Source organism: Kumtagia sp. (assembly GCF_059502445.1).
Genome location: NZ_JCACER010000038.1, coordinates 42,917 through 64,153 on the forward strand (window position 1 = coordinate 42,917; position 21,237 = coordinate 64,153).

A 21,237-nucleotide genomic window follows, 5' to 3' on the forward strand; every position below is an offset into this window, starting at 1 on the left:
CCTCCCGACGTCGCGGACGCTCTGTCCGATACTCCTTTTGCCCGGTGGCGAACAGCTAAAAATCACTATGGAACACTTTAAATATTGACGCGCGTTAATTTTTTATCGAACATGCGGTAATGCTGGTGACGCTGCCAGCTTTCAGGGAGGAAGCAATGTCTGACACCGGAAAGGGGCCGCGCTCCGGCTCGAAACTCGTCGCTCATGTGACCAAGGCCGATCGCCGGCAATTTCTCATCGGAAGCGCCGGGCTGTTCGGCACCGCCGCGCTCGGCATCGGTAGCGGGCTCGGCACCCGCCCCGCCCGCGCCCAGGGACGCGCCGAAATCAGCTTCGCCAGCGCCGCCTTCTTCGGCAAGGAGACGTTCGGCGACCTGATCAAGACCTTCAACGAATCCCAGGACCGGGTGCTGGTCAAGAACATCGAGCTGCCGCCGCCGAGCTCGTCGACCGAGGTCTATCAGGGTCTCGTCCAGCAGCTCGCCCGCCGCAACGGCACGCCGGACGTGTTCAGCCAGGACGTGATCTGGATCGCCGGCTTCGCCTCCGCCGGCTGGGCGCTGCCGCTCGACGAATATTTCCCCGCCGACAAGCGCGAAGCCTACTTCTCCGGCACCCTCAACGCCTGTACCTATGACGGCAAGCTGACCGCCCTGCCCTGGTTCATGGATTCGGGCATGTTCTATTACCGCAAGGACGTGCTGGAGAAGCATGGCGGCAAGGTTCCGGAGACCTGGGCCGACATGGCGACCATCGCCGCCGCCGCGCAGAAGGGCGGCGACGTCGACTTCGGCTATCTCTGGCAGGGCAAGCAGGCCGAAGTGCTGGTCTGCGACGCGGTCGAGATCATCACCTCCAACAACGGCTCGATCCTGGCGCCGGACGGCAAGTCGTCGCTGATCAACAAGAAGGAAGCCGTCGAGGCCATCCAGTTCCTCCACGACACCATCAACACCACCAAGATCAGCCCGCAGGACGTGCTGTCCTGGGACGAGGAGCCGTCGCGCCAGCCCTTCACCTCGGGCAAGGCGATGTTCATGCGCAACTGGTCTTACGTCTATCCGATCGCCCAGGATGCGAAGGCCTCGCAGGTGGTCGACAAGGTCGGCGTCGCACCGCTGCCGGCCTTCCCCGGCGGCAAGAGCTCGGCCTGCCTCGGCGGCTACCAGCTCGGCGTCAACGCCAACTCGAAGCAGCGCGAAGCAGCCATCGAGCTGCTGACCTGGCTGTCGTCTTCGGAAACCCAGCACCGCATCGCGCTCAATTTCGGCCTCGCGCCGACACGGCCGGCGCTGTTCCAGGACGAGAAGATCAAGGCCGAGCAGCCGTTCATGGCGAGCCTGGAAAAAGTGTTCACCGGCGCCACGGCGCGCCCGATCACGCCGGAATACGCCAAGGTGACGCTCGCCCTGCAGTCCGGCATCTCCAAGGCGCTGGTTTCCGGCAAGGTCCAGGAAGAGATGGACGCACTGGCGACCCAGATCGACGGCATCGTCGGCTGATCCGATGTCGGCGGCGGTCAGTTCATCAGCAAGCGGCTGGCCGCGCCGACGTTCGAAGCTGCTGCCGGCCGCGCTCTGGCCGCTGATTCTGCTGACGCCGGCGATCCTGTCGCTGGCGTCGGTTTCCTTCTATCCGATCGTCAACGGTTTCTATCTTTCCTTCACCAACACTTCCCTGATCACCCAGGAGCAGGAGTTCACCGGTTTTTCCAATTTCCTGCGGCTCTGGAGCGACGCGCAATTCTGGAACGCCTGGTGGCACACCATGTGGTTCACCTTCGCGTCGACGGTGCTGGAGACGGTGATAGGGCTCGGCATGGCGCTCATCCTGTGCGAGGCGTTCAAGGGACGGGGGCTGGTGCGCGCCGCCATGCTGGTCCCCTGGGCGATGCCGACCGTGGTGACGTCAAAAATGTTCGGCTGGCTGTTCGATGGCCAGCACGGCATTATCAACTACATCCTGCTGCATGCCGGCCTGATCGACCAGAACGTCAACTGGTACGGCTCGCCGGACACGGCGATGACCACCATCATCATCGCCGACGTCTGGAAGACCACGCCCTTCATGGCGCTGCTTTTGCTTACCGGCTTGCAGACCGTGCCGACCTCACTGCTGGAAGCGGCGCGCATGGACGGTGCCAAGGCGTGGACCACCTTCTGGCACATTCGCCTGCCTCTGCTCATGCCGACCTTGCTGATCGCCGGCCTGTTCCGCGCGCTCGACGCCTTCCGGGTCTTCGATCTGGTCTATGTGCTCACCGGCGGCGGTCCGGCGGATTCGACCGAGACGCTGTCGACGCTGTCCTACAAGGTGCTCTTCTCCACCCTGGAGTTCGGCTACGGCTCGGCCGTGTCGACGGCCATGTTCGTCACCGAGCTCGCCATAGCGGTGGCCTTCTGCCTCTACCTGATGCGGCAGATCAGGAGAGCGCGATGACCGGCCTCTCTTCGCCCCTGCGCAGCTTCGTCCTCTATCTCGGCGCGGCTCTGATCCTGCTATGGTCGGCCGGGCCCTTCATCTGGCAGTTCTCGACCTCGTTCCAGCTCGACAAGGCGCTGACCTCCGGCACACCGTCGCTGATCCCCGATCCGCTGACCTTCGAGCACTACTACAACGCCTTTGTCGAAAAGCAGCTTCACCGTTATGTCTGGAACTCGCTGGTCGTGTCGCTCGCCACCACCTTCCTGTGCCTGTTCGTCGGCTCGCTCGCCGCCTTCGCGCTGTCGCGGCTGAACGTCAGGGGCCGGTTCGGCATATTGATGGTCATCCTGTCGGTGTCGATGTTTCCGCAGATCGCGCTGGTCGGGCCGCTCTATCTGGTGGCGAGCAATCTCGGCCTGCTCGACACCTATACGGCGCTGATCATCACCTACCTGGCGCTCGGACTGCCGCTCGTCACCTGGGTGCTGTTCGGCTATTTCGAGACGCTGCCGCGGGAGATCGACGAGGCGGCGCGCATGGATGGGGTCGGCGTGCTCGGCCTGCTCTGGCACATCATCCTGCCGATGTCGCTGCCCAGCCTCGTCACCACCGGCCTGCTCGCCTTCATCACCGCCTGGAACGAATTCCTGTTCGCGCTCGCCTTCACCTCCAATATCGACCGCCAGACGATTCCGGTCGGCATCGCCAACTTCACCAACCAATATTACGTGCCCTGGGGCGACATCGCCGCGGCCTCCGCCGTGGTGACAGTGCCGCTGATCGTGCTGGTGCTGTTCTTCCAGCGCCACATCATCGAAGGCCTGACCCAGGGCGGCATCAAGGAATGATGAAATGACTGCCAGAAGCCTCAAGGTCGGCTGCCAGACCTTTACCTGGGAAATGCTCGGGGATCGCTTTGCCGGCGGCCCGGACGATCTGGTCCGGGCGATCTCGGACGGCGGCTATTCCGGCATCGAGATCACCGACACGATGATCGGCCGCTATGCCGGCAAGCCGGTGGAGTTCGCCACAACGCTGAAGCAGGCGGGGCTGACGCTGGTCTCCTTCGCCTTCGGCTCGGACAGCGGCTTTACCGTCAGGGAAGAGATCGACGCCGATCTCGAAAGCGCCCGGCGCTGGATCGATTTCGCCGCCAATTTCCCGGGCGCGCTGGTGTCCATGGGATCGGCGACAGTGGTTTCCGACGGACCGCGCGAGGAAAAGTTCGCCATAGCCGCGGAGGCTTATAACCGCGCCGGCGAGGTCGGCCGCAAGGCCGACGTGCAGGTCGCCGTGCATCCAAGCTCGCACCACAACACGCTGCTCTACGATCGTCCCGACTACGACCGCATCTTCGGCCTGCTCGATCCCTCTCTCGTTGGCTGGGTGCCCGACACCGGCCACATCCTGCGCGGCCATGCCGACATGCTGGACACGCTGCGCACCTACCGGGACCGCATCCGCTACCTGCATCTGAAGGACGTCGACGCGGCCGGCACCTGGGCCATGCTCGGCAAGGGTATCTGCGACACGCCTGCGGTCATCGACATCGTCGCCGCCGCTCCGCACTTCAATGGCTGGCTGGTGCTGGAGGAAGAATCGGAGACCGCCGCCGCCGATCCGGCCAAGGCGGTAAAGGTCAATCGCGAAACCATGCGCGGCTATGGCTACTGAGGACCGGCGATGATCAGGAAGGACGAACGTCGTCTTCGCGTCGGGGTGCTGGGCGCCGGGCCGATCGCCCAGTTCGCGCATTTCGAATCCTGCGCCAAGGCCAGGAACGCCGACCTCTACGCCATCTGCGATGTCGCGCCCGATCTTCTCCAGCGCATGGGCGCTACCTGGGAGCCGCAAAAGCTTTATGACGATTACGACCGAATGCTGGCGGATCCCGAGCTGGAAGCGGTGATCATCGCCACCTCCGACGCCTACCATGTGCCGATGTCGATCAAGGCGCTGGAAGCGGGAAAGCACGTGCTGTGCGAAAAACCGATCGGCGTCTCGGTCGAGGAGGGCCAGCAACTCGCGGAGGCCGTGAAGCGGACGGGCAAGGTGCTACAGGTCGGCCATATGAAACGTTTCGACCAGCCGATCGAGGCGGCGCGCGATTTCATCCGCGACGAGATCGGCGAGGTGCTGGCGCTGAAGGCGTGGTACTGCGATTCCACCCACCGCTACACCAACACGGACGCCGTGCAGCCGCTTCCGGTCACCAGCAAGCTGGTCAGAAAACCGTCCGGCAACCCGAAGGCCGATCTGCGGCAATACTTCATGCTGGCGCACGGCTCGCATCTGGTCGATACGGCGCGCTTCCTGTGCGGCGACATCGTCGCCGTGCGCGCGCGTATCCATGAGCGGTTCGGCGCCTATTGCTGGTTCGTCGAGACGGAATTCGCCGGCGGCGCGCTCGGCCATCTCGACCTCACCGTCGCCGTGCGCATGGACTGGCACGAGGGTTTCCAGCTCTACGGCCAGAACGGCTCGGTGATCGCCAAGACCTTCAACCCGTGGTTCTTCCGCTCCAGCGAGGTGGAAATTTTTCACGAGAAGGACGCGACGGTACGAAAGCCGCTCGGTGCCGACGGGCATTTCTACCGCCGCCAGTTGGAAGGTCTTGCCGACACGGTGCTCACCGGGGCGCCGATGCGCGGCGCCGACGTCGAGGACGGCATCGCCTCGATCCGCGCCATGGTGGCGATCGCCCGTTCGGTGGAAAGCGGCGAGCGCGTCGAGCTCGCCAGCGTGACGGGCGCGGTCTGATGCAGGTCGGGATTTTCGCAAAGACTTTTCCGGGCACGGACCCCGCCGCCGTACTTACGGCGGTGCGCGAGGCTGGCTACGCGATCACGCAGTTCAATCTCACCTGCGCCGGCCTGCCCTCCATGCCGGACGTGGTACCGGCGGAAACGATAGCCGCGATCGCAGCGGCGGCAACGGCATCCGGCGTGTCGCTGGCGGCGCTCTCCGGCACCTACAACATGGCCCATCCCGACACGGCGGTGCGTGAAGACGGCCTACGCCGGCTGGGCGTGGTGATCGAGGCGGCGGCGACGCTGTCCATACCGCTGGTCACGCTGTGCACCGGCACCCGCGATCCCCATGATCAGTGGGTGCACCATCCGGACAACGCCGACCCCTCCGCCTGGGCCGACATGGCCCGCGAGATGGAAAAGGCGCTGGCGCTTGCAGAGCGGCACGGCGTCGATCTCGGCATCGAGCCGGAGCAGGCGAACATCGTCACGTCGGCCGCCGATGCCATGCGCCTGATCGCCGAGATGGGATCGGAACGGCTGAGGATCGTGCTCGATCCCGCGAACCTGTTCGAACGCGCAACGCCGGACCAGGCCCGCGCCGTCGTCGCAGATGCGGTGGAGCGCGGCTCAGGCCATGTCGCCATGGCCCATGCGAAAGACCGCTTTGCCGACGGCCGCTTCGCCACCGCCGGGCATGGAATCGTCGACTTCTCCGATTTCGTCGCCCGGCTGAAAGCAACCGGCTTCGACGGCCCGCTGGTCACCCACGGCCTCTCCGCCGAGGAGGCACCCGGTGTCGCCCGCTTTCTGCAAGGGCTGGTGCGATGACCGTCGCCACGCTCGAACGCGGCGGCGCGCTGCTGAAAATCTTCGACCGCGGGCAAGGTCCCGCCGTGGTGTTCCAGCACGGTCTGGGCGGCGACGAGGCGCAGGTGGCGCAGACTTTCCCGGGATCGCTCCCCTGCCGGCGGCTGACGCTGGAGTGCCGGGGCCATGGTCGCTCCAGCCTCGGCGGCAAGCGTCCTTTCTCCTTCGCCATGTTCGCCGACGACATCGTCGTCGCCGCCGAGCAAGCGGGTATCGAGCGCTTCGTCGCCGGCGGCATTTCCATGGGCGCGGGCTTGGCGCTGCGCCTCGCCATCCGTCATCCGGATCGCGTGAGCGGGCTCCTCCTGGTGCGCCCCGCCTGGGCATTTTCCGCCGCTCCCGAAAACCTCGCGCCGATCGCCGAAGTCGCGCGGCTGGTGCGCAGCCACCCGCTCGCCGAGGCCCGCGCCAACTTCGAGCGATCGCAGACGGCGGTGCGGCTGAAGGTTGAGGCCCCCGACAATCTGAACTCGCTGCTCGGCTATTTCGACCGTCCGGACATCCTTCGGTTCGCCGAGGTGCTGGAGGATATTTCCAGCGACGGGCCCGGCGTCTCGGAACAGGATGCGGCCGCACTTGCCATCCCCACGCTGGTGATCGGCAACGCGCTGGACGCGATCCATCCGCTGCCGATGGCTCAAGCACTTGCCGCCGCCATCCCCGGCGCCGCCTTCCGAATCGTCACGCCCAAGGCGAGTGACAAGAACCGCCATTTCGCCGAGGTGCAGGCGGCGATCGCAGCCTTCCTGCACAGCCATTTCGACATCCCCAACGGTGCATCCTCATGACGACCAAACCCCTTTCCGGCCGCGCCGCCATCGCCGCCCTGCCCCGCAACCGGCTCATCGGCGAGTTCTCGCTGTGGTCGGCCGACCTCGCCAACATGGAGCGCGACCTCAACCGCATCGAGGCGCATGTCGATCTCCAGCATATCGACGTCGCCGACGCCCGCTTCACGCCGGGCCTGCTGTTCTTCCCCGACTTCGTCGCGCGCATCGCAAAACTGACGGCGAAGCCGGTCCATGTTCATCTCATGGTCGAAGCGGACATCGTCGAGGAGCAGACCCGCCAGTTCATCGAGGCTGGCGCCGATCTGGTCAGCGTGCATGCCGAAAACGGCGAGGCTGGGCTGCGCGCGGTGCGGCTGGCGCGCGAGCGTGGCGCCGCGGCCGGCGTCGTGCTCAAGCTGGAGACGCCGGTCGAGGCGGTCAAACCGTTCCTCTCCGAGGTCGAGTTCGTCACCTTGCTCGGCACCCCCATCGGCATAAAGGGCGTCGGCCTTGCCGACAATGCGTGCGACCGGCTGATCGCCGCGCGCAAGCTGCTGCGGGAAGCCGGCCGCGAAGCCGAGGTCGTGCTCGCTGCCGACGGCGGCATCCGTGACGAGACGGTGCCGCGGCTGCGCGCCGCCGGTGCCGAGACGGTCGTGCTGGGATCGCTCGCCTTCGGCGCCCCCGACCTCGCGCAACGGATGGCCTGGCTGCACTGGCTGAAGGTCGCCGCCTGATGCCAAAGGTCGCCCTCGCCTTCGACCTCGGCGGCACTGAGCTGCGCGGCGCGCTCGTCGAGAGCGGCGGGCGCATCCTCGCTTCCGCCTCGGCGCCGACACTGGCGCTGGCCGGATCGGAAGCGGTGATCGGCCAGATCGTCGGGCTCGCCGGCGAGTTGCGGGCGATGCGGCCGGATGCGGAGGTGGCGGGCATCGGGCTCGGCGCGCCGGGTCCGCTCGATCCAAAGGCCGGCATCGTCATCGGCCCGCCGACGCTGGCGGGCTGGCACGAGGTGCCGCTGATGGACATCCTCATCAGCCGGTTCGGCCTGCCGGTGCGGCTCGAAAACGATGCCAACGCCGCCGCGCTGGGCGAATTGCGCTTCGGCGCCGGGCGCGGAGCGGAGTCGCTGGTCTTCGTCACCGTATCGACCGGCATCGGCGGCGGCGTCATCGCCGAAGGCCGTCTCTACCATGGCCGGCGCGGGCTCGCCGCCGAGATCGGCCACATGACCATCACCGGCGAGGGCGAGCGCTGCTTCTGCGGCGCCGTGGGCTGCTTCGAGGCCGTCGCCTCCGGCACGGCGCTCGGCCGCCGCGCCACGGCGCTGTCCGCGCCCGGCGACGGCTCGCCGATGCGGCGGCTATCGGCGAACGGCGACGTCACGGCGCGGCATGTGGTCGAGGCGGCGCGCGCCGGCGACCATGCGGCGCTGGCGCTGATCGAGGACGAGGCGCAGTGGCTCGGCATCGGCTTCACCAACTTGCTGCATCTCTATTCGCCGGACGTGCTGGTGATGGGCGGCGGTCTATCCAACGGCTTCGACCTGCTGATCGGCACTGTCCGGCGGACCGTCAGCCGGCGTGCGATGCCCGCCTATCGCGATGTCCCCATCATGCCGGCACAGCTCGGCGGCAATGCCGGGTTGGTGGGCGCCGCCAGCCTGATCCTGTGGGAAGGCGAGCCCGGCGCACCGATCGCGATCGCGCAGGACGAGGACGCATCCGAAAACACCGTTTCCGGCGAGGCACTTCATGGCTGAACTCAAGCTGCGCGGCGTGCGCAAGTCGTACGGCGCCGTCGAGATCATCAAGGGCGTCGACCTTGACGTCGAAGACCGCGAGTTCGTGGTCTTCGTCGGCCCGTCAGGCTGCGGAAAATCGACGCTGCTGCGCATGATAGCCGGTCTGGAAAAGATCACCGCCGGGGATCTCGTCATCGACGGCGAGCGCGCCAACGACATCGATCCGTCCGAGCGCGGGCTCGCCATGGTGTTCCAGTCCTACGCGCTCTATCCGCATATGACGGTGGCCGAGAACATGGGCTTTGCCCTGAAGATCGCCGGCGTGTCCCTGGAGGAGCGGAGCCGCAAGGTGCTGGAGGCAGCCGAAGCTCTGCAGCTTTCGCAACTGCTCGACCGCCGGCCCAAGGAACTGTCGGGCGGCCAGCGCCAGCGCGTCGCCATCGGCCGCGCCATCGTGCGCAATCCGAAAGTGTTCCTGTTCGACGAGCCGCTGTCCAACCTCGACGCCGCCTTGCGCGTCAGCATGCGGCTCGAGCTGATGCGCCTGCACGAGCAACTGGCCGCCACCATGATCTACGTCACCCACGACCAGATCGAGGCGATGACCATGGCCGACAAGATCGTGGTGCTGAACGGCGGCCAGATCGAGCAGGTCGGCTCGCCGCTCGACCTCTACCACCGGCCAGCGAACATTTTCGTCGCCGGCTTCATCGGCTCGCCCAAGATGAATTTCTTGACGACGGCGGTGGCTTCGACCGGCCCCGACGGCGTGTCGGTCACGTTGCCCGGCGGCCACACGATTACCGTTCCCGCCGTCGCCGATACGGTCAGTGTCGGCAACGAGGTGCTGCTCGGCATCCGCCCGGAACATCTGCGCGTGGCGCCGGACGGGCAGTTCAGGGGCGAGGCCATGCTCGCCGAAAGACTGGGCAGCCTGACCATCCTGCATGTGAAGGTCGCACCTGAGGTTACGCTGGTCGTGCAGGCAGACGGCGGCGACGCGACGCCTCTCCATAGTCCGATCGCCCTGGATATCGCCCCGGCGTCCTGCCACCTCTTCCGCCAGGATGGGCAGGCCTTGCCTTCGCTCCACGCGAAGTAGCGGCGGCAGGCATTGGCGGACGTCGGCCACCAGGCTGACATGAGGGCTGGCCACCGCCGGCGCTGCAGCCGATCCGATTGATTGAGCAGCGCGAGCGGTTCGTCGCCAAAAATCGCGCAAGTCCGCTCGTTAGCCCTGACCTACCATGCATGACTCGTCCGAAGACGGATCATTTGCCGTCGGATCGAGTTCGCGATTCCGAGGCAGGGCTCCCGCGCGTGTGGTCGGCTAAGCCGCTGGGAATGCCCAGCTTTCATCTGCCTCGCCGGCGCTTCCGGGTAGGGAGCGAGGCATCCTGTCCACCAACAAAGACACGAACGCAACCCGCAACACATTGCAAAAAATAGAAAAACATGATTATATTGAATGAGCGTTCAAACAAAACAAGAGCCTATTTATGAACCTGCACAGCCGTGACGTGGCCATCCCCAACGATTGGGACCGCCGCGGGTTGCCGGGCTGGAGCTATCATAGCCCTGCCCTTCTCGACCTGGAGAAGGAACACGTCTTCCGCAATCACTGGCAGATCGTCGGCCACGTCTCCGACGTGCCCAATGCCGGCGACTACCTCGCCATGGACGTCGTCGGCGAGCGCGCCCTGGTCGTGCGCGGCAAGGACGGCGTGGTGCGGGCTTTCCACAACATGTGCCGGCATCGCGGCTCCCGCGTCGTCGCCGAGGACAAGGGCACTTGCCGCAATGCGCTGGTCTGCCCCTTTCACGGCTGGGTCTATAATCTCGACGGTACCCTGCGCGGCGCGGCGCGGCCGGGCTCCTTCCCGGATCTCGACAAGGCCGAGTTCGGGCTGTCGCCGCTCGAGCTTGACATCTGGATGGGCTTCATCTTCGTACGCTTCCGGCAAGGGCCGCAACCCTCGGTCGCCGAACTCCTCAGTCCGGTCGAGGCGGAGATCGCCCCTTACGGTATTGCCGGCATGGTGCCGGCCTATGGCGTGTGGACGCAGAAGACACCGGTCAACTGGAAGTCGGTGCGTGACGTCGACAACGAGGGCTACCATGTCGCCATGGCGCACCCGGCCCTGCAGGATCTCTACGGCGCGACCTATTTCGACGAGCCCTTCGCCAACGGCGTTTCGCGCTCCTTCGCCACCTACAATCCGCATGCCGGGCGGCGTTGGAGCGTGCGCAACTATGTCCGCATCGCGCCCCAGCCGGAGCGCCTGCCTGAGACTCTGCGCAAGGCCTGGATCTATTACGGCCTCTTCCCCAACGCGGTGATCGCCGTCACGCCGGAGACGGCACAGTTCTATCAGGAATTCCCGCTCTCCACCGGACAGACGCTGCTGCGCGGCGCCATCTACCGCTATGCCGACGAGACGCGCCAGCAGGCGGCGGCGCGCTATCTGGCCTGGCGCATCGACCGCGAGACCACCGCCGAGGACATCCAGCTCACCGTGTGGTCGAACGAATCCATGCTGTCGGATGCTTTCTCCGGCTTCTATCTGTCGGATCTCGAATACGGCGTGCGCAGCCACCACGACCATTTGCGCGGGCTCCTGCCGATCCTGGAACTGGAGACGGCGCCCGAAGAGAAGGACATGTGGGGTCTCAACGAGGCGCTTCGGTCCCCCTCCTGACCGCCGTCGACCGTGAGTTCGACGGCTTCTCCGGAAAAGGACATGGCGTGTCCCGCCTGCGCGAGTATCCCGCGGAAGCGGGCATTGCCGTGCAGGCTGCGGAACGCCGAATCGATCTTTATGCCTAGGCTGTCCGGCTCGCGCTCGGCGACGGCGAGCGCGAGATGGGTGAGGGCCGGCTCGGTCCGGTCGAGAAACGCCAGCGTGCGCGCGACCTTGTAGGCCGATACCTTGTCCTGCGCATGCTGCCCAAGCTGTTCGGCCAGCATCGCCTCCAGCAGGCCTTCCCGGCCATCGGCGGCATAGCCCTGCTGCGCCGCCCGGTAGATCTTCGCCATGCCCTCGTCCCCGACGATCCGCGCCGCTTCCAGTGATTCAGCGAGCGACTCCCGGTAGCGGCCCTGGTCGAAATAGATGTCGGCGAGATAGAAATGCGGCGGCGGATAGTCGGGGCGCTTTCAGCGAATTCCCTCAGTAGCTTGCCGGATTCCTCCACTTGACCGGCGTGATACAGGATGAGCGCCTTGTTGGCGAGGATGGCCCGTGAGTTCGGATCGCGTTCCTGGGCCCGGCGAATGGCGTCGAGCGCCACGTCAAAGGCACCCGTCTGCATGGTCGTCAACGCCAGCCAGTGATTGTTGTCGGGCGAGCCGGGATCCAGTTCGAGGGCGCGGTCGAACAGCGCCCGCGAGCGAACGAAGTCACGGTCCCAGTAGAAGGTCGTGAAGCCGAGCGCCGCATGTGCCGCGGCAAGGTTCTGGTCGAGCTTCCAGCTCGGAGGGATAGGCATAGACCGACGCCCGCGTGCGGCCCGGCACGCGATGCACCGGCAGGCCGCGTCCCGCCTCCCAGCGTTTCACCGTCCGCTCGTCGCGGCCGAAGAAGCTGGCGATCTCTTTCCAGCTCTTGAGCGGCTTTTCCGCCCCGATGCGCCCGTCCAGCGCCGCCATGTCCACCCACATGCCCCGATATGCCCCGCATTGCCATCAGCAATGCGTCGCGCAGGCAAGTAGATTTTCGGCGTGCCGATTCGGAACGCCCTGCGTGCGCAGGCGCGGCGGACCCGCAGGCCCGTGATCGGCGCCCGGCCCCAAGGGCGCCGCGCCGCGCTCCCTTCGCAAGCTCAGGCCGAAGGGAGCGCGGCAACTTTCATTGATAGGGGAGGAGCGCCCGGCGGGCGGCGCGGGCATGATCACCCCTGCCAGACACCTTCCGTGGCGAGATCGTCCATGGTCCGCGAAATGCCCTCGCGCAGGATCGCCACCATGTCGTCGATCTGGCTGCGCGAAATGATCAGCGGCGGCGACATCACGCACATGTGGATAAGCGGCCGCACCAGCAGGCCAAGGGCGTGGCAATGCGCGTCGATGCGCCTGCCGACCTCATAGTCGAGCTTCAGCGGGTTGTTGCTCTCCCGATCGGCGACGCATTCAACGCAGGCCATCAGGCCGACGCCGCGCACCTCGCCGACCAGCGGCAGTTCCTCCAAAGTCTTCAGCCGCTCCTGAAAATACGGCGCAACGGCACGCGCATGGTCGAGGATGCCGCCTTCGAGCAGGTCGAGATTGGCGAGCGCCACCGCGCAGCCGACCGGGTGGCTGGTGTAGGTCAGCCCGTGCGCATACATGGCATCCGGGTGGTTGGAACGGCGCAGGTCGGCGAGCAGCCGTTCCGACACCAGCATCCCGCCGAGCGGAAAATAGCCGGAAGTCACGCCCTTGGCGAAGGTGATGATGTCGGGGTCGATACCGAACACGTCCTGCGAGGCGAAGACCTCGCCGAGCCGCCCGAAACCCGTCACCACCTCGTCCGACACGTAAAGAATGTCGTTGTGGCGGCAGATTTCTCGGATGCGCGGCAGGTAGCCCGGCGGCGGCACGATCACTCCGCCGGATGCCTGCACCGGTTCGCCGACAAAGGCGCCGATCTTGTCGGCGCCGATCCGCGCCACCGTTTCGGCGAACTCGTCGACGAGCTGGTCGGCGAACGCCTCCACTGTCATACCCTCGGGGCGACGGAATGGGTCCGGCGACGACAGTTTTACCACCAGCCCGTCGGCGACATCCATCCAGTCGCGATCGCGCGGGCGGCCGTTGAGCGAGGCCGACAGATAGGTCGAGCCGTGATAGGCGCCGCCGCGCGACAGCAGCAGCTTCTTCTCCGGCCGGCCGCGCACGTTGTTGTAGAACTGCATGAAGCGCAGCGCGCTTTCCACCGCCGACGATCCCCCGGTCGTGAAGAAGACGTGATTGAGGTCCCCCGGCGCGTGGGTGACGATGCGCTCGGCAAGCACCGCCGACGGCTCGTTCATCGTGTACCAGGGCGTGTTGTAGGAGAGCTGCATCGCCTGCTCGTACATCACCCCAGCCAGCTCCTCGCGGCGATGACCGGCATTGACGCACCACATGCCGGCCGGCCCGTCGATCAGCCGCCTGCCCTCGCCATCGGTGACGTAGATGCCGTCGCCGCTGCCGATCAGGCCGCGTGCCTCGCTGCCGATGGAGCCGGCATAAGGCCACGGCTGCACGAGATGGCGCCTCGCCAGTTCTTCCGCGTCCGCCTCCGGGGCCTGTCGCTCGAAGCTGCTGTCCCTGACCGCCGCCATATCGATCTCCTTTTCTCCGGCATCCGGACCGGCGACGCATTTAAATAGCCGTAAAAAATACGTTATCGAACTCTTTTTGAATATCCGTTCAATCAATATTCCAGAAATGCGCCTTGATTTCAATCCGCTCTTGCGCTCATGATGACGGAAAGCCGGGAAACAAGGGAACGCCCGGCCGGCATGGGAGCAGCCATGGAACGTGAGTTCACGCGATCCGCGACAGGCGAGCCGTTGCAATGACGGCTGCCGCGGAAGGGGAAATCGCGTACCGCAAGGCGCGGCCCGGCTCGAAACCCCTTCTGCAATCGGAAACTGCCCGCGGCCTGGCGCTGGTCAGCCCGCCCCTGCTCTACGCGCTCGTGCTGCTGGTCGTGCCGATCCTGGTGGTGATCGCCCACAGCTTCTGGACCCAGAACTATCTCACCATCGACCGGACCTTCACGTTCGAACAGTACCGCATCGCTCTGACCGAGCCGATCTATCGAGACCTGCTGCTGCGCTCGCTGTTCATCTCCTTCTCGGTCAGCGTTCTCACGGTCGCGCTCGCCTATCCGATCGCCTACTACATCTCCTTCCGCGGTGGCCGGTACAAGAGCCTCTGGCTGTTCCTGATCACCATCCCGTTCTGGACCAGCTACCTGCTGCGCGTCATGTCGTGGAAGGTAATCCTCGGCTACAACGGCGTGCTGAATTCCGGCCTGCTCGGCCTCGGCATCATCGACGAACCGTCGACGGCGCTGCTCTACAATTCAAGTGCCGTGATCATCACGCTGACCCATGCCTGGGCCGCCTTCGCCATCCTGCCGATCTTCGTGTCGCTGGAGAAGGTCGACCGCACGCTGATCGAGGCCGCCACCGACCTCGGCGACGGCCCCATCCGCAGCTTCCTGCGGGTAACGCTGCCGCTGTCGATGCCCGGCGTCATTTCGGCGCTGCTGATCGTCATGATCCCGACCGTCGGTGACTACGTCACGCCGAAGCTCGTCGGCGGCAAGGACGGCGTGATGATCTCCAACGCCATCCAGGCGCAATTCGGCAAGGCGCTGAACTGGCCGCTCGGCGCGGCGCTGTCGGTCACCACGATGGTGGTGGTGACCGCGATGGCGGCGGCCTCGGTCCTCCTGCTCAAGCTGGCGGCGAGGCGTGCCCGATGAAACGCCTGCTCGAACGATGGCTGCCGGCCTATGCCATTCTTTACGTGATCTTCCTCTATCTGCCGGTACTTCTGCTGCCGGTCTTCTCGATCAACGCGTCGGCGGTGCCGAAATTTCCGCTCACCGGCTATACGCTCAAATGGTACGGGGAACTGCCGCGCACCCAGGCTCTGCTCGACGCGGCGTGGAACAGCCTCGTCGTCGGCGTCGCCTCCGCCATGCTGGCAACGGTGCTCGGCATCTGCGCGGCGCGCGCCATCACCCGCTACCGTTTTCCCGGACGCGGGACGGCCCATGGCCTGATCATGGCGCCGCTGGTCCTGCCGGAGATCATCGTCGCAGTCTCGATGCTGCTGGTGCTTCTGCGGCTTGGCCTCAGCCTGTCGCTGTTCACCGTCGTGCTGGGGCACATCCTGATCTGCATTCCCTATTCCGTCAGCGTGCTGACGGCGGCCTTCGAGGGTTTCGACGCGAGCCTGGAGGAGGCCTCGGCGGATCTCGGCGAGACGGCGTGGGGCACGTTCCGGCGCGTGACGCTGCCCATGGTGGCGCCGGCCATCATCTCGTCGCTGCTGGTCTCCTTCACCATCTCGCTCGACGATTTCATCATCGCCTTCTTCCTCGGCGGCACGGATGCGACCTTGCCGATCTACATCTGGGGCCAGTTGCGTTTCGCCGCAAAGCTGCCCAGCGTGCTGGCGCTCGGCACGCTGCTGCTGGTTGGTTCCTTCGCCCTGCTCACCATTGCCGAAATCCTGCGCCGCCGCGCCGAGCGGCGCACCCAAGCGCCGGGGGTGTCCCTTGCCTGACCGTACCATGATCGAAATCAGGAACGTCACCCGCAGCTACGGGACGTTCAAGGCCCTGGACGACGCCAATCTCGCCATTCGCGAGGGCGAGTTCTTTTCGCTGCTCGGCCCATCCGGCTGCGGCAAGACCACGCTGCTCAGGATGATCGCCGGCTTCGATACCCCGACCGGCGGCTCGATCCTCGTCGACGGCCAGCCGATGGATGGCATTCCGGCCAACCGCCGCCCCACCAACATGGTGTTCCAGAGCTATGCCATCTTCCCGCATTTGAACGTCGAGCAAAACGTCGCCTATGGGCTCAAGCGCATGAAGCTCGAGGCCGCGGAAGAAAAGCGCCGCGTCGAGGAAGCGCTGGCCATGGTGTCGCTCGCCGGGCTGGGCAAGCGGGGCGCCACCGAACTCTCCGGCGGCCAAAGGCAGCGCGTCGCGCTGGCGCGAGCCCTGGTGATGCGGCCAAAGGTTCTGCTGCTCGACGAGCCGCTGTCGGCACTCGACAAGAAGCTGCGCGAGCAGATGCAGGTCGAGTTGCGCCGGCTGCAGAAGGCCGTCGGCATCACCTTCATCCTGGTCACCCACGACCAGTACGAAGCGCTCGCCATGTCAGACCGCATCGCCGTCATGTTCGGCGGAAAAATCGCGCAGGTGGCGGCCCCAAAGGAAATCTATCAGCGGCCGGTCAACCGCCAGGTGGCGGATTTTCTGGGCGGCATGAATTTCATCAAGGCCGAGATCGTCGACGACGCCGGCACGTCCATCGTCGTCGACACGCTGGGCTTCGGCCGGGTCAGGACTGACAAACCGGCCGCCTATGTCAAGAACGGCTCGGCCGCGACCATCGGCATCCGCCCCGAGCGGCTGCGCGTCCTGTGGGACGATGCCAGCGCCAGGCACGAGGTGGCGGGCACGGTCGTGGAACGGCATTATTTCGGCGAGATCACCCACCTCGTCGTAGAGGTGCCCGGCATGGACAAGCCGTTGTCAGTCACCGAGACCAATGATTTCGGCGCCGACGACCTGCCGCTCGGCGCGCCGATCCGGCTGGGCTACGATCCCGACGCGCTGGTCGCCATGGCGGATTGAAGGGATTCGATCACGCCGCTCGCCGCCGCCCTGCCAGCGACGATGGCGCCCTCGATGTAGCCGGGAAAAGACGGCGACAGTTCCGACGAGGCGAATGCCACGGAGGACAGACCGCGCCGCAGGATGGCTTCGGCGTCCTTCGCCGAAAAATCCATGATCGTGTCGGAATAGCCGCCGCCGCTCCATTTGTCGTCCGTCCAGTCGCGCATCGTGACGTCGAGCGGCGTCTTCGCCTCGTGCCCTAACGCCGCGCGGAGCTTTTCCAGGATCGCCAGCTTGACAGCCTCATGCCCCATCCGCCGCCAACGCTCGGCAAGGCTGCCCCCGGCGAAAACGACGATCGCCGTGTGATCGTCGTCGCGGCTTGCGTCGCAGGCATAAAGACCCAGCGGATCGAGGAAGAACACACTGCCGCTCAGCCCCTTGTCGCGGAACGGTCTTTCGTAGCGCAGCAGCGCCTTAATCACCTTGCCGCTGCGCCACACCGAAGTCGCCTGACAGAGCTCGACCGGGAGCGGCGGATCGTAGGTGAGCCGGCGCGCCATCACCGGCGGCACGGCGAGGATGGCGTGTTCGGCCTCGTAGAGCCCCGCGTCCGTGCGGAGGCTGACTTTCCCCGGACCGTGCCGGATGCTGCGTACCGCCTCGCCGAGGCGCAGCCCTGAGCCGAGTTGGCGCCCGAGATCCTCGGCCAGCGAATGCATCGTCTCCTTCAGGAAATATTGCAACTCAGGCGCCTCGTTGGTGATGCGCCGGTCGTTGGAAACGAAATACCAGAGCGGCAGAAGGTCGGCCGGCTGGCACCACAGGCCCTCGATCGAACCGAGGAAGGCCCATTGCGCGTCATGAGCGTCGGGCTGCGCCTCCGCCCAGCCGCGCACCGAGAGGTTGGCGATGGCAGGATCGTCCGGGTCGAGAGCGTTCGCCCGGTCACGGATCCTCGCGGAACGGCGGTAAAGGTCTTCGACCGTGCCGACGATCGTCGCTGGTTCGATCAGCCACTTTCCAGGAAACAGCCCGTTCACCCGCGTCTTGCCATAGGCATCCGCCAGCGCCGAAATCTCCGGCATGTCGTCGCAGTAATACTGGCCGCCGACGTCAACGCGCTCGCCGAGCCCGTTCGACATCGATTCCACCCGTCCGCCGACCCGATCCCGTGCCTCGAGGACAACGACGTCGATCCCAGCCGCTTTGAGGACATGCGCCGCCGATAGGCCGGTGAACCCGGCTCCGATGACGATCACCTGCGACCGAACGACCCTCGCACTCAATTGCCTGCCCCCTGCCTGGCCATCGCGGCAGCCCGACCTGCCATTCCCGAGCGGCCGCTTCCCGGGCCGCACCCCCTTTTCATTTTCCGATGACGCATGGTTAATGTCCATGGCCATGGCGCTGGCGCACGGGGATTTTGCCGACCTGGTGACTCCGCGCCGCCGAGGTGGCCAACGCAGCCATTCCAGCCGGCCGGCCAAATCGGAGCCATTGTCGTCACAGCGTCGCGGCGCCCTTCCGCAGTCGCTTCGCGCCGAGTTTGGCCAATGCCTTCCGCACTTCACGCAGCTCGTTGTCCCACCCATCGCCGGGATTCATCGGGCTTTCGCTGGCGGCCCGCTGCAGCCCGCGCGCCTCCGATTCGATCTCCCTCAACCTCTCGATCTTCTGGCGGGTGTTGAGCGACCCGTCCTCGACGATCTCCCGCACCTTCATTTCCCTGAACGTAACCATCGATCGGCTCTCCAATTGGTCGCGGCAAAACGCACCGGAGCGGCCGTCGTTCCAGCGGCCACGGCCCACACGAAGGGAACTTCGGGAGGATGTTGATTGTTATTCCAGGGCCTTAGCCGCGCCGACCTCCCTGGCAGGCCGGAATAGGTCACAGGAGGATGCCGTGGAAAAGCATTTTACGAGAATCGCGAACGCCATCGCCTACGCGGCCGGCAAACCGGGGACCTTCATCCTCTGCGCCGGAATCATCATAGTGTGGGCAGTGAGCGGGCCGCTGTTCGGTTTCTCCGACACCTGGCAGCTGATCATCAACACCGGCACGACGATTATCACCTTCCTGATGGTGTTTTTGATCCAGAATACGCAGAACCGGGACAGCGCCGCCCTGCAGACCAAGCTCGACGAACTGATACGCAGTTCCAAGGCAAAGAATCATTTCATCGGCATCGAGCACCTGACCGAGAGCGAGCTCGAGGAAATCCGCAAGAAGTGCGAAGAGGCAGCCGAGCGCGCCGGTGAGGCCGCGGAAGAGGCGCAAGAGGCCGCCGCCTGATCCATCGATGAAAGGCCGGGAAAACCCCGGTCTCCGAAGGTATGCGACCGGGCCGCCGAGCGCCGGCAAAAACCGGCGCACGCCCCGCGTCGGCTCAGTACCCGGCCTTGATCTTCTCGAACTCGGCGATCATCTTCTGCTTCAGCTCCGCCGGCACAGGCGACTGGAACAGCGTCTTGTCGACGAATTTCTCGACATTGTCATAACCCTTCTCGGCCAGCACCTTCGGGTCGATCGACTGCATCGCCTTGGCGTTGGCGTGGCCATAGCCCCAGTCCGACAGCAGGAACTGCGCGACCGGATCGGTGTTGATCGAATTCAGGAAATCGTAGGTCTTGTCGATATTGCCCGGCGCGCCCTTCAGTCGGACATAGCCGCACACCCAGGTCGACAAGCCCTCGTCAGTATCCTTCTTCGCCTTGATCGGTGCGCCTGCCAGCGCCGACTGCACGCTGGCGTCGTCCCATGCCCAGGCGAGGTCGACCTCGCCGCCGCTCATCGCCTGCACGATGTCGGTATTGTCGGTCCAGTAGAGCCGCACGTTCTTGTGCACCTCGCGCAAAAAGTCCGACGCTTGCTTGAACTGCTCGTCGGTCATCTGCGTCCAGTCCTTCAGCCCGAGGACCAGCGAGGCCAGCGCGTAGGCGTCGTCGACATTGTCGCCGATCGACACGCGATCCTTGAATTTCGGGTCGGCGAAGGCCTTCAGCGACTGGATGTCCTTCTCGTCGACCTTCTCCGAATTGTAGGTCACCAGCGTGTTGCCCCAGTCCCACGGCATGAACCAGGCGGTCCCGTCGGCCGTGGTGGCGAGATCCTTCATCGCCATGATGCCGGGGTTGAGATCCTTCCAGGCCGCGATCTTGGATGTGTCGAGGGGTTCAATCAGCCCGGCGTCGCGCCACTTCACCACGCTCTGCGAGCAGGGATGCGCCAGGTCGGTCTTGAAGCCGGAGCGGATTTTCTCGAACGCCTCGTCCTCGTCGCCGAAGAAGGTGAAGGTCGGGGAATCGCCGTGTTTCGCCACATAGTCGGGGTGGAACTGCTCGGCTTCATAGCCGGACCAGTCGAAAACGGTCAGTTCCGAATCCGCGGCGGCAACGAGCGCCGGCGCGGAAGCCGACAGCGTCGCGGCGAGCGCGACCGTCAAAATGATGCGTCGAGTAGAAGTCATTGTCGTTCCATCCTCTGTGGTTCTTGTTGTTCAGTCGACCTTTCTCGCCGGCGGCGCCTCGCGCTTGAAATGCCGCGGAAACGCCGAGGCGAGATAGTCGGATGCCGCATGCCGAGCGCTTTCGCGCGTGGCGTTTTCGGTGCCCATCATGAGGCGAAGCCACAGCCCCTCGAGCATGGCGCTCAGCCCCAGCGCCGTGGAAAACGCATCGAAGTCGTAGCCGCCGTCCTCCTTCAGCCGCCGGCAGAGATCGATGAAGACCTGCTGATAGGCCTCGTCATTGGCGCCGCACAGCATCTGGTAGGTCGGGCGCGACTTCGCCTCGCCCCAGAAGGCGCACCAGGCGGCCAGCTTGCGCTTGTTGCAGATCGCACGGTCGAAATCGGCGGCCACCAGAGCGGCGAGCTGGCGTGCCGGATCGTCGCCGGCCTTTTCCAGCGCCGCGCGCCAATGCGCCGAATACTCGTCGGCCATGTATTGCAGCGTGGCGACGAGCAGCTTTTCCTTGCTCTCGAAATGGAAATTGACGATGCCGCGCGACAGGCCGGCGCCGTCGGCGACATCCGCCATCGTCGTTTCCGAATAGCCGCGCTTGGCGAGCGAATCGATCGTCGCCTCGATCAGCTGCTGCCGCCGCGTCTCCTTCGAGGCTTTTCGGCCGCGCCTTTCGCCGTCGGCTAGAGGTTCTTTCAGGGGTGCGTTCATCGGGCGGGCCCGTCCGCAAGGAAATCCGGGGACAGTTTGATGAATTCCTCGTCGACGCCGACGCTCGGGCAAGGGTGCGGACCGGAATTCAGTAAACTGTCCCCGGGTTTAGACCCCTTGCCCCTTCGCACCCCCCTCTGTCCTGCCGGACATCTCCCCCGCAAGGGGGGAGAT

The 21,237-nt window shown here is 65.4% G+C and carries 22 protein-coding genes; 15 read left to right on the forward strand and 7 right to left on the reverse strand.

Annotated features, from left to right (window positions below; translation table 11 throughout):
• Nucleotides 1-155: 155 nt before the first annotated feature.
• The 11 genes from AC5JDC_RS14295 to AC5JDC_RS14345 all read left to right on the forward strand — a co-directional run bounded on the left by AC5JDC_RS14295 (nt 156) and on the right by AC5JDC_RS14345 (nt 11,257).
• On the forward strand, nt 156-1,502 hold the full coding sequence (locus AC5JDC_RS14295; RefSeq protein ID WP_495842056.1) for an ABC transporter substrate-binding protein: 1,347 nt from the start codon (nt 156-158) through the stop codon (nt 1,500-1,502).
• A 4-nt stretch (nt 1,503-1,506) separates the two neighbouring features.
• Complete coding sequence (locus tag AC5JDC_RS14300; protein ID WP_495842057.1) at nt 1,507-2,439, forward strand: carbohydrate ABC transporter permease; 933 nt, start codon at nt 1,507-1,509, stop codon at nt 2,437-2,439.
• Entirely contained in the window at nt 2,436-3,272 is an 837-nt protein-coding gene (locus tag AC5JDC_RS14305; RefSeq protein ID WP_106773995.1) for a carbohydrate ABC transporter permease, read from the forward strand. The genes AC5JDC_RS14300 and AC5JDC_RS14305 overlap by 4 nt, the downstream gene beginning before the upstream one ends.
• A gap of 4 nt (nt 3,273-3,276) precedes the next feature.
• Nucleotides 3,277-4,098, forward strand: a complete 822-nt coding sequence (locus AC5JDC_RS14310; RefSeq protein ID WP_495842060.1) for a sugar phosphate isomerase/epimerase family protein — start codon at nt 3,277-3,279, stop codon at nt 4,096-4,098.
• Between the two features lie 9 nt (nt 4,099-4,107).
• A complete protein-coding gene (locus AC5JDC_RS14315; RefSeq protein WP_495842062.1) occupies nt 4,108-5,184 on the forward strand; it encodes a Gfo/Idh/MocA family protein in 1,077 nt (358 codons plus the stop codon).
• A complete protein-coding gene (locus tag AC5JDC_RS14320; RefSeq protein ID WP_495842064.1) occupies nt 5,184-6,005 on the forward strand; it encodes a sugar phosphate isomerase/epimerase family protein in 822 nt (273 codons plus the stop codon). The genes AC5JDC_RS14315 and AC5JDC_RS14320 overlap by 1 nt, the downstream gene beginning before the upstream one ends.
• On the forward strand, nt 6,002-6,832 hold the full coding sequence (locus AC5JDC_RS14325; RefSeq protein WP_495842066.1) for an alpha/beta fold hydrolase: 831 nt from the start codon (nt 6,002-6,004) through the stop codon (nt 6,830-6,832). The genes AC5JDC_RS14320 and AC5JDC_RS14325 overlap by 4 nt, the downstream gene beginning before the upstream one ends.
• Nucleotides 6,829-7,551 (forward strand): ribulose-phosphate 3-epimerase, encoded by a 723-nt coding sequence (locus tag AC5JDC_RS14330; protein WP_495842069.1) that lies wholly within the window; start codon nt 6,829-6,831, stop codon nt 7,549-7,551. The genes AC5JDC_RS14325 and AC5JDC_RS14330 overlap by 4 nt, the downstream gene beginning before the upstream one ends.
• Entirely contained in the window at nt 7,551-8,576 is a 1,026-nt protein-coding gene (locus tag AC5JDC_RS14335) for an ROK family protein (RefSeq protein WP_495842071.1), read from the forward strand. Before AC5JDC_RS14330 ends, AC5JDC_RS14335 begins: the two co-directional genes overlap by 1 nt.
• On the forward strand, nt 8,569-9,660 hold the full coding sequence (locus AC5JDC_RS14340) for an ABC transporter ATP-binding protein (protein ID WP_495842073.1): 1,092 nt from the start codon (nt 8,569-8,571) through the stop codon (nt 9,658-9,660). Before AC5JDC_RS14335 ends, AC5JDC_RS14340 begins: the two co-directional genes overlap by 8 nt.
• Nucleotides 9,661-10,057: 397 nt before the next feature.
• On the forward strand, nt 10,058-11,257 hold the full coding sequence (locus AC5JDC_RS14345; RefSeq protein ID WP_495842075.1) for an aromatic ring-hydroxylating oxygenase subunit alpha: 1,200 nt from the start codon (nt 10,058-10,060) through the stop codon (nt 11,255-11,257).
• A gap of 124 nt (nt 11,258-11,381) precedes the next feature.
• Here AC5JDC_RS14345 and AC5JDC_RS14350 read toward each other — a convergent pair whose 3' ends face one another.
• The 3 genes from AC5JDC_RS14350 to AC5JDC_RS14360 form a co-directional block, all read right to left on the reverse strand.
• Nucleotides 11,382-12,047 (reverse strand): tetratricopeptide repeat protein, encoded by a 666-nt coding sequence (locus tag AC5JDC_RS14350; protein ID WP_495842077.1) that lies wholly within the window; start codon nt 12,045-12,047, stop codon nt 11,382-11,384.
• Nucleotides 11,959-12,219, reverse strand: a complete 261-nt coding sequence (locus AC5JDC_RS14355; RefSeq protein ID WP_495842079.1) for a hypothetical protein — start codon at nt 12,217-12,219, stop codon at nt 11,959-11,961. Before AC5JDC_RS14355 ends, AC5JDC_RS14350 begins: the two co-directional genes overlap by 89 nt.
• A 230-nt stretch (nt 12,220-12,449) precedes the next feature.
• Nucleotides 12,450-13,862 carry an aminotransferase gene (locus AC5JDC_RS14360; RefSeq protein ID WP_495842081.1) on the reverse strand — a complete coding sequence of 471 codons (1,413 nt, stop codon included), beginning with the start codon at nt 13,860-13,862 and terminating at the stop codon, nt 12,450-12,452.
• Nucleotides 13,863-14,098: 236 nt separating this feature from the next.
• On the opposite strand from AC5JDC_RS14360, the gene AC5JDC_RS14365 reads away from it, so the two are divergent.
• The 3 genes from AC5JDC_RS14365 to AC5JDC_RS14375 are packed head-to-tail and all read left to right on the forward strand — an operon-like array spanning nt 14,099 to nt 16,906.
• Nucleotides 14,099-15,016 (forward strand): ABC transporter permease, encoded by a 918-nt coding sequence (locus tag AC5JDC_RS14365; protein WP_495842083.1) that lies wholly within the window; start codon nt 14,099-14,101, stop codon nt 15,014-15,016.
• Complete coding sequence (locus AC5JDC_RS14370; RefSeq protein ID WP_495842085.1) at nt 15,013-15,825, forward strand: ABC transporter permease; 813 nt, start codon at nt 15,013-15,015, stop codon at nt 15,823-15,825. Before AC5JDC_RS14365 ends, AC5JDC_RS14370 begins: the two co-directional genes overlap by 4 nt.
• Before the next feature lie 7 nt (nt 15,826-15,832).
• Complete coding sequence (locus AC5JDC_RS14375; protein WP_106774009.1) at nt 15,833-16,906, forward strand: ABC transporter ATP-binding protein; 1,074 nt, start codon at nt 15,833-15,835, stop codon at nt 16,904-16,906.
• Here the strand turns inward: AC5JDC_RS14375 and AC5JDC_RS14380 are convergent.
• A complete protein-coding gene (locus tag AC5JDC_RS14380; protein ID WP_495842092.1) occupies nt 16,870-18,150 on the reverse strand; it encodes a flavin monoamine oxidase family protein in 1,281 nt (426 codons plus the stop codon). The two genes, AC5JDC_RS14375 and AC5JDC_RS14380, sit on opposite strands and share 37 nt — an antisense overlap.
• Before the next feature lie 244 nt (nt 18,151-18,394).
• A complete protein-coding gene (locus tag AC5JDC_RS14385) occupies nt 18,395-18,631 on the reverse strand; it encodes a hypothetical protein (RefSeq protein ID WP_106774011.1) in 237 nt (78 codons plus the stop codon).
• Nucleotides 18,632-18,794: 163 nt separating this feature from the next.
• On the opposite strand from AC5JDC_RS14385, the gene AC5JDC_RS14390 reads away from it, so the two are divergent.
• Nucleotides 18,795-19,184 (forward strand): low affinity iron permease family protein, encoded by a 390-nt coding sequence (locus AC5JDC_RS14390; RefSeq protein WP_106774012.1) that lies wholly within the window; start codon nt 18,795-18,797, stop codon nt 19,182-19,184.
• 94 nt (nt 19,185-19,278) lie between these two features.
• Here AC5JDC_RS14390 and AC5JDC_RS14395 read toward each other — a convergent pair whose 3' ends face one another.
• Both AC5JDC_RS14395 and betI read right to left on the reverse strand, forming a co-directional pair.
• Nucleotides 19,279-20,358, reverse strand: a complete 1,080-nt coding sequence (locus tag AC5JDC_RS14395) for a type 2 periplasmic-binding domain-containing protein (protein ID WP_495842088.1) — start codon at nt 20,356-20,358, stop codon at nt 19,279-19,281.
• 30 nt (nt 20,359-20,388) lie between these two features.
• Complete coding sequence (gene betI / locus AC5JDC_RS14400; RefSeq protein WP_495842090.1) at nt 20,389-21,063, reverse strand: transcriptional regulator BetI; 675 nt, start codon at nt 21,061-21,063, stop codon at nt 20,389-20,391.
• Nucleotides 21,064-21,237: the final 174 nt, after the last annotated feature.